8 protein-coding genes and 2 pseudogenes are annotated in these 7727 nt (G+C 74.4%); 2 read left to right on the top strand and 8 right to left on the bottom strand.

The window, feature by feature from the left end; translation table 11 throughout:
* Positions 1-19: 19 nt before the first annotated feature.
* A pseudogene (locus ACFW1I_RS28990) lies at positions 20-181 on the bottom strand (S4 domain-containing protein); the annotation flags it as partial.
* A 7-nt stretch (positions 182-188) separates the two neighbouring features.
* Positions 189-461, bottom strand: coding sequence for a hypothetical protein (locus ACFW1I_RS28985; RefSeq protein WP_384675406.1), 273 nt, complete (start codon positions 459-461; stop codon positions 189-191).
* Between the two features lie 42 nt (positions 462-503).
* On the opposite strand from ACFW1I_RS28985, the gene ACFW1I_RS28980 reads away from it, so the two are divergent.
* Positions 504-851 carry an SCP2 sterol-binding domain-containing protein gene (locus ACFW1I_RS28980; protein ID WP_384675404.1) on the top strand — a complete coding sequence of 116 codons (348 nt, stop codon included), beginning with the start codon at positions 504-506 and terminating at the stop codon, positions 849-851.
* Here the strand turns inward: ACFW1I_RS28980 and ACFW1I_RS28975 are convergent.
* From ACFW1I_RS28975 to ACFW1I_RS28960, 4 genes are all read right to left on the bottom strand, one after another.
* Positions 840-1724, bottom strand: coding sequence for an ABC transporter ATP-binding protein (locus ACFW1I_RS28975; RefSeq protein ID WP_384675443.1), 885 nt, complete (start codon positions 1722-1724; stop codon positions 840-842). The genes ACFW1I_RS28980 and ACFW1I_RS28975 overlap by 12 nt on opposite strands.
* 17 nt (positions 1725-1741) lie before the next feature.
* Positions 1742-2776, bottom strand: a complete 1035-nt coding sequence (locus tag ACFW1I_RS28970; RefSeq protein WP_384675402.1) for a FecCD family ABC transporter permease — start codon at positions 2774-2776, stop codon at positions 1742-1744.
* Positions 2773-3828, bottom strand: a complete 1056-nt coding sequence (locus ACFW1I_RS28965) for an iron chelate uptake ABC transporter family permease subunit (RefSeq protein ID WP_384675400.1) — start codon at positions 3826-3828, stop codon at positions 2773-2775. The genes ACFW1I_RS28970 and ACFW1I_RS28965 overlap by 4 nt, the downstream gene beginning before the upstream one ends.
* Positions 3829-3916: 88 nt before the next feature.
* Positions 3917-4981 carry an HAD hydrolase-like protein gene (locus ACFW1I_RS28960; protein ID WP_384675398.1) on the bottom strand — a complete coding sequence of 355 codons (1065 nt, stop codon included), beginning with the start codon at positions 4979-4981 and terminating at the stop codon, positions 3917-3919.
* A gap of 83 nt (positions 4982-5064) precedes the next feature.
* Between ACFW1I_RS28960 and ACFW1I_RS28955 the strand changes: the two genes are divergently transcribed.
* Entirely contained in the window at positions 5065-6357 is a 1293-nt protein-coding gene (locus ACFW1I_RS28955; protein WP_384675396.1) for a DUF1015 family protein, read from the top strand.
* A 71-nt stretch (positions 6358-6428) separates the two neighbouring features.
* Here ACFW1I_RS28955 and ACFW1I_RS28950 read toward each other — a convergent pair whose 3' ends face one another.
* Complete coding sequence (locus ACFW1I_RS28950; RefSeq protein ID WP_384675441.1) at positions 6429-7208, bottom strand: hypothetical protein; 780 nt, start codon at positions 7206-7208, stop codon at positions 6429-6431.
* A pseudogene (locus tag ACFW1I_RS28945) lies at positions 7148-7727 on the bottom strand (hypothetical protein); the annotation flags it as partial. The pseudogene ACFW1I_RS28945 and the gene ACFW1I_RS28950, both read right to left, overlap by 61 nt.

The following is a 7727-nucleotide window of genomic DNA, read 5'->3' as shown; positions in this document are numbered from 1 at the left end:
CGTCGTCCTGGGTGACGACGATCGCCGCGGCGGTCTCGACCTGGGTGGCGGGCTTGGTGGCGACGGTCTTGCCGACGGTCACCCGGCCCGCGGCGATCAGCTGGCTGGCGTGCTCGCGCGAGCGGGCGAGTTTGCGCCGGACCAGCTCGGCGTCGAGGCGGCGGCGTGCCACTCCTGCCACGGTGGGTTCAGCTCCTGGGGTCGTGCGGACGGGGTGCGGGGGCGGGGTGCGCGTCGAGCGAGGTCAGCTCGGCGCGCAGTCCTCGGTGTACATCCTCGTACACCGCGAGGTGTCCGTCCGCCGGGAGGTGGTCGGCCTCGCCCAGCCGCTCGACGAGCGCGTCGACGGCCGGCAGCCCGGTGGGCTCCCGGGGCAGCCCCAGCGGGGCGGCGGCCGCGGGCCCGTCCGCCGCCGGATCCGTACCGGTGTCCGTACCGGTGTCCCTCATCGCTTCGTCCATGCCCCGACGCTATCGCGAAGCCCTGGGGTACGGTCGACGGCGATGGCGACGATCACGGAGTGCCGCGACGCACTCGACAAGCTGGCGGAGAACCTCGCGGGGGCGGACGGCTCCGTCCGGGGCGCCGCGGCGCTCGACCGCACCCTGAGCTGCCACCTGACGGACCTCGACACGACCTTCACCGGCCGGCTCGCCGGCGGCCGGATGGTTGTGGAGTCGACGGTGGAGGGGCCGCCGCCCCACAAGGCGCAGATCCGGCTGGCGATGACCGGCGACGACCTGGTCGCGATGGTGAACGGCGGGCTGAACTTCGCGAAGGCGTGGGCCTCCGGCCGGGTCAGGCTGGAGGCCGGCTTCCGCGACCTGCTGCGGCTCCGCTCACTTCTGTAGGGCGGGCTCCGGCACGGCCTCGGCCGCCCGGGCGGTCCGCCGGGCCCGCGCCTGCCGCCCGGCCGGGACGACCAGCGGGGTGCCCGTCTCCGGGTCGTCGATGACCTGGCAGCGCAGCCCGAAGACCAGCTCGACCAGTTCGGCGGTGACCACCTCGGACGGCGGCCCCTGGGCGACGACCTCGCCGCCGCGCACGGCGATGAGGTGGGTGGCGTACCGGGCCGCGTGGTTGAGGTCGTGCAGGACGGCGACGAGCGTCCGCCCCTGCGTCTCGTGCAGCTCGGCGCAGAGGTCGAGGACGTCGATCTGGTGCTGGATGTCGAGGTACGTGGTCGGCTCGTCGAGCAGCAGCAGCGGGGTCTGCTGGGCGAGGGCCATGGCGATCCACACCCGCTGGCGCTGGCCGCCGGAGAGCTCGTCGACGAACCGGTCGGCGAGCTCTGCGACGCCGGTCGACTCCATCGACTCCCGCACGATCCGCTCGTCCTCGGGCGACCACTGGCGCAGCAGGCCCTGGTGCGGGTAGCGGCCGCGGGCGACGAGGTCGGCGACGGTGATGCCGTCGGGCGCGATGGACGACTGCGGCAGCAGGCCGAGGGTCCGGGCGACCTTCTTCGCCGGCAGCGAGTGGATCGACTGCCCGTCGAGGAGCACCCGGCCCTGCGTCGGCTTCAGCATCCGGGAGAGGGCGCGCAGCAGGGTGGACTTGCCGCAGGCGTTGGGCCCGACGATGACGGTGAAGGAGTTGTCCGGGATCTCGACGGACAGGTCGCGGGCGATGACCCGCTGCTCGTACGCGAGGGTGACCGACTCGGCCCCGAGGCGCTGCTGCTGCCGACCGCTCATGGGCGTGCTCCTGGTGTCCTGGTCCATGGTGCTCTCGTTCGTGGTCATATCCGGCCCGCCTTGCGCTCGCTGACGAGCAGCCAGAGGAGGTAGCAGCCGCCGAGGATGCCGGTGATGACACCGACGGGCAGCTGGCGGTCGCCGAAGGCGTTGCCGGCGATCCAGTCGGCGCACAGCAGCAGCGCGGCGCCCATGACGGCGGAGACCGCCAGGTTGGGGCCGGGCGCGCGGGTGAGCCGGCGGGCCAGCTGCGGGGCGCTGAGGGAGACGAAGACGATGGGCCCGGCCGCCGAGGTGGCGACGGCGACGAGCAGTACGGCGGAGGCCATCAGCACGATCCGGGTGCGCTCGACCTTCACGCCGAGGGCGTACGCGGCGTCGTCGCCCATCTCCAGCATCCGCAGCGCCCGGCCGTGGCCCAGGACGAGCGGTACGAGCACGGCGCAGACGGCGAGCAGCGGCCAGAACTGGGTCCAGTCGCGGCCGTCGAGCGAGCCGGTCATCCACACGGTGGCGCGGGTGGCGTCCACCAGGTCGGCCTTGGTGATGAGGTAGTGGATGACGGAGGTGAGCATGGCGGCGGCGCCGATGCCGACCAGCACGAGGCGGTAGCCGTGCACGCCCCGCTTCCAGGCGAGCAGGTAGATCACGGCGCCGGTGAGGACACCGCCGACGACGGCGCCGAGGGCGGTGGCGACGGCGCTGCCCTGGAAGAGCACGATGACGGTGAGCGCGCCGACGGTGGCGCCCTGGCCGAAGCCGATGACGTCGGGGCTGCCGAGCGGGTTCCGGGAGATCGACTGGAAGACCGCCCCGCCGAGGGCGAGCGCGGCGCCGACCAGGATCGCGACGAGGACCCGCGGCAGCCGCAGCTCCATGACCGCGAACTCCTGGACGACCGTGCCCCGGCCGAGGAGGGTGTCGAGGACCTCGGACGGGGTCATCGGGAAGTCGCCGGTGCAGACGAGGACGGTGGCGACGCCGAGGGTGAGCAGGATCAGCCCGAGGCCGGAGAGCGCGGCCCGCGGCGCGTACCGCAGGGAGAGTCCGCCGCCGGTCCGCAGGGTCTTGGTGGTCACAGCTGGGCCATCCTCTTGCGGCGTACGAGTCGGATGAAGACGGGCCCGCCGACGAGGGCGGTCACGATGCCGACCTGGAGTTCGGCGGGCCGGACGACGACCCGGCCGAGGACGTCGGAGCCGAGCAGCAGCACCGGCGCGAGCACGGCCGCGTACGGCAGGATCCAGCGCATGTCGGGGCCGGTGATCGCGCGGACCATGTACGGCACCATCAGGCCGAGGAAGACGATCGGTCCGCAGGCGGCGGTCGCGGCCCCGCACATCAGGGTGACGGCGACCATGGCGACGATCCGGGTCCGGTTGATGCTCACGCCCAGCGCGCGGGCGGAGTCGTCGCCCATCTCCATCGCGTTGAGCGGCCGGGCGATCGCCAGCGCCAGCACGGCGCCGACCAGGATGAACGGCGCGACCCGGCCGACGGTCTCCATGTCGGCCGAGGCCAGCGAGCCGACCGTCCAGAAGCGGAGCCGGTCGAGGGCGGCCGAGTCGAGCAGCTGGACGGCGTTGACGTAGCCGTACAGGGCGGCGGTGGCGGCCGTCCCGGCGAGCGCGAGCCGCACCGGGGTGGCGCTGCGGCTGCCGCCGAGCACGTACACGACGACGGAGACGACGGCGGCGCCGACGAAGGCGAACCACACGTAGTCCCGGACGTCGTCGACGCCGAGGAAGGCGATGGCGGACACCACGGCCGCCGCGGCACCGGCGTTGACCCCGAGCAGCCCGGGCTCCGCCAGCGGGTTGCGGGTCAGCCCCTGCATCACCGCGCCGGCCAGGCCGAGCGCCAGGCCGACGAGCAGCCCGAGCAGGGTGCGCGGCACGCGCACGTCGTGGATGACGACGTCGTTGCCGACGCCGCTGTTCTGGAACAGCCCGTGCCACACGTCGCCGATCGGCACCGGCTTGGCGCCGATCATGACGCTGAGGACACAGACCAGCAGCAGGGCACCGACCGCCGCGAGCAGCCCGAGGGCGCGCGCGGAGTTCCGGCGCTTCGGCGACTGCCCGGGACCTGTCGGCTCCGCGCTCGTACGGGAGGGACTCTCGACCAACACGGAGTTAGGTTAGCCTACCCAACTTTGACCGAGGAGGGGCCGGTGGCCCCGAATCCCGGCCCGTCCCGCCCCGGAAGGCCCACCGGCCCTAAAGACCGAGCCGCGCCAGCGCCTTCCCCGCGTCGAGCCCGCACGCACCGGACCCGGCCCACGTCCACGCCGCCCCGCACAGCGCCCGCACCCCGTCGAGCGCGTCGGCGCCCGCCGGGCCCTCCAGGACGAGCGCGTCCCCGCTCACCGAGGCCCGCCACCCGCCGCACCGGAACCCGCCGTCGCCGTCCGCCTCGACCTCCGGCTGACCGACGAGCAGCCCCCGCAGATCGGCCGCCACATACGTCGGCCGGTGCTCCGGCACGGCCGCGAGCAGCGTCGCCACGTCAGTGACCCCGGTCAGCACGAGCAGCGAGTCGACGCCTCCGTTGAACGCGCCCTCGATGTCGGTGTCCAGCCGGTCCCCGACGACCAGCGGCCGCTCGGCCCCGGTCCGCAGCACGGTCTCCCGGTGCATCGGCGGCTGCGGCTTCCCCGCCACCGCGGGCTCGACCCGGCCGCCGGTGGCGATCCGCACGACCTCGACGGCCGCCCCGTTCCCCGGCCCGATGCCGCGCGCGCCCGGGATCGTCAGGTCGGTGTTGGACGCGTACCAGGGCACGCCCCGCCCGACCGCGTACGCCGCCTCCGCGAACCGCCCCCAGGCCATGTCCGGACCGCCGTACCCCTGCACGACGGCGACCGGCTCGTCGTCGGCCGACTCGACGGGGACGAGCCCCCGCTCGCGCAGCGCGACCCGCAGCCCCTCGCCGCCGACGACGAGCACCCGGGAGCCCTCCGGCACGTCCTCGGCGACGAGCCGGGCCACGGCCTGCGCCGAGGTGACGACGTCCCCGGCCGCGGCCGGCACCCCCAGCTCGGTGAGGTGCGCCGCCACCGCGTCCGGCGTCCGCAGCGCGTTGTTCGTCACGTACGCGAGCCGCATCCCGCCGTCCCGCGCCGCCCCGAGCGCCTCCACGGCGTACGGGATCGCCGCCCCGCCCGCGAAGTACACGACCCCGTCGAGGTCGAGCAGCGCCGTGTCGTACGCCGCGCTCAGCGCGACCGCGCTGCCGCCGGGCCGGCCCCGTTCCGTCCGCCGCTCCTGGCCGTCTCGCGCCATGACCCCTGCTCCTCACTCACCGTTCCGACGATCCCCGCTCCCCCGATCATCGCGCATCGCCACCGCACGCCTACGATGACGAGATGAACACCTCAGGTCACGCGGCCAGCGACGTCCGCGACGACACCCCGGGGCTGCGCCTGCACCCGTTCCGGGGCATCCGGTACGTCCCCGATCGGGTCGGCAGCCTCGCGGCCGTCACGTCCCCGCCCTATGACGTCGTCGTACGACCTGACGGACTCATGCACCTGGAGTCGGCGGACCCGCACAACATCGTCCGGCTGATCCTCCCGCAGGCGGTCACCGCCGGCACCCGCCACCGCAAGGCGGCGGTGACCATGGACCGCTGGCTGGCCGACGGCGTCCTCGCCCCCGACCCGAGCCCCGCGCTGTACGTGTACGAGCAGCGCGGCGACGGCATCCTCCAGCGCGGCATCATCGGCGCGCTCGAACTCACCACGCCCGACGAGGGCGTCGTCCTCCCCCACGAGGACGTCATGCCGCACGTGGTCGAGGACCGCGCCGCCCTGATGCGCTCCACGGCCGCCAATCTGGAACCGCTGCTCCTGACCTATCCGGGCACCGGCGACGGCGCGGACGCGGTCGTGGAGCGGGCGATCCTGCGCGAGCCGCTGCTCTCGACGACGACCGAGGACGGTTTCCACCACCGGCTGTGGGCGGTCACGGATCCCGCCGAGCAGGCGGCGGTCACCACCGAACTCGCCCGCCACCAGGCACTGATCGCCGACGGGCACCACCGCTGGGCGACCTATCTGCGGCTCCGCGACGAGCGGCCTTCGCCGGGCCCCTGGAACCAGGGCCTGGTGCTGCTCATCGACACGGTCCGCTATCCGCTGCGGGTCCGCGCGATCCACCGTCTGCTGAGCCGGCTGCCGGTCGCGGACGCCCTGGCGGCCGTCGGCGACTCCTTCCGGGTCCGCCGCCTCGAGCGCCCCCTGCCGGAGGCCCTGGAGGCCCTGGCCGAGGCCACGGCGGAGGGCAACGCCTTCCTCCTGGCCGGCGACGGCGCCTTCCACCTCCTGGACCGCCCGGACCCGGCCCTGCTGGCCCGCACGGTCCGCGCCGACCGCCCGGAGGCCTGGCGGACCCTGGACGCGACGGTCCTCCACGCCACGCTCCTGGAGCACGTCTGGCGCGTCCCGGACGCCCCCGAGGACATCGCCTACATCCACGACACGGCGGCGGCCGTCGCCCAGGCCGAGCGCCGCGGCGGCACGGCCGTCCTGATGCACCCGGTCCGGGAGGAGGTCGTCCGCGACCTGGCCCGCCAGGGCGTCACGATGCCCCGCAAGTCGACCTCGTTCGGCCCGAAGCCGGCGACGGGCCTGGTCCTCCGCAGCCTCGCCCTGGACTGACGGACGGGGGCGTACGGACGCCGAAGGGGCGGCACCCGGTGGGTGCCGCCCCTTCGTCACGTCAGAGGGTCTCAGCCCTCGTCGTTCTCGTCGTCCACGTCGTCGGCGTCGATGTCCTCGCCCGCGTCCGCGTCGTCCGCGTCGTCGGCCTCGTTCTCGGCGTCCGACTCGTCGTCGAAGGCGTCGACGAACTCGACACCGTCCAGCTCGGCGAGCCGGTCGGAGGCGTCCGTGGCGCCGTCCTTGTCGGCCTCCAGGGCCTTGGCGAACCACTCACGCGCCTCCTGCTCCCGCCCGGCGGCGAGCAGGGCGTCGGCGTAGGCGTACCGCAGCCGCGCGGTCCACGGGTGGTTGGCGCTGGACGCGAGCTCGGGGCTCTGCAGGGTCACGATGGCGGCGTCGAGCTGCCCCATGTCCCGGCGGGCGCCGGCGGCGACGAGCCGCATCTCGACCTGCCCGGCCTTGTCGAGCTTCTGCACCTCGGGCTCGCCGGCCATGGCCAGCGCCCGCTCGGGCCGGCCGAGGCCGCGCTCGCAGTCGGCCATCACGGGCCACAGGTCGACGCCACCGCTCATCCGCCGCGCGGCCCGGAACTCGGCCAGCGCCTCGGAGTACTTCTGGTTGGCGTACGCGGCAAAGCCGGCGGCCTCGCGGACGGCGGCGACGCGCGAGGCGAGCCGCAGCGCGACCCGGGAGTAGCCGTACGCCTTCTCCGGGTCCTCGTCGATCAGCTGCGCGACCATGACGAGGTTGCGGGCCACGTCGTCGGCGAGCCCCTTGGGGAGGCTCATCAGCTCCTGGCGCACATCGGGGTCGATCTCCTCACCGGTGACCTCCGGCGGGATCGGCAGCCGCTTGATCGGCGCGCGGTCGCTCCGCTCGCCCCGGTCGTCCCGACGCCCGTACCCACCCCGGTCGTCACGACCCCGGTACCCGCCACGGTCGCCACCCCGGTCGTCACGACCCCGGTAGCCGCCACCGCCACGGCTGTCATCGCGACGGAAACCGCCACCGCGCTGGTCGCCACCACGGTCGTCACGACGGTAGCCACCGCCGCCACGGTTGTCGCCACCACGGTCATCGCGACGGAAGCCGCCGCGCTGGTCGTCGCGACGCTCGTCACGGCGGTCGTCGCGCGGGTAGGACGGACGGTCGTCCCGACGGAACGACGACGGACGCTCATCGCGACGGTCGTCCCGACGGAAACCACCGCCACCACGGCTGTCGTCACGGCGGAAACCGCCACCGCGCTGGTCGCCACCACGGTCGTCACGACGGAAACCACCACCGCCACGGTTGTCGTCACGACGGTCGTCGCGACGGAAGCCGCCGCGCTGGTCGTCGCGACGCTCGTCACGGCGGTCGTCGCG

This window comes from Streptomyces sp. NPDC058955, assembly GCF_042741435.1.
Lineage (GTDB): Bacteria > Actinomycetota > Actinomycetes > Streptomycetales > Streptomycetaceae > Streptomyces.
This window is presented reverse-complemented; position numbering and strand designations above follow the sequence as displayed.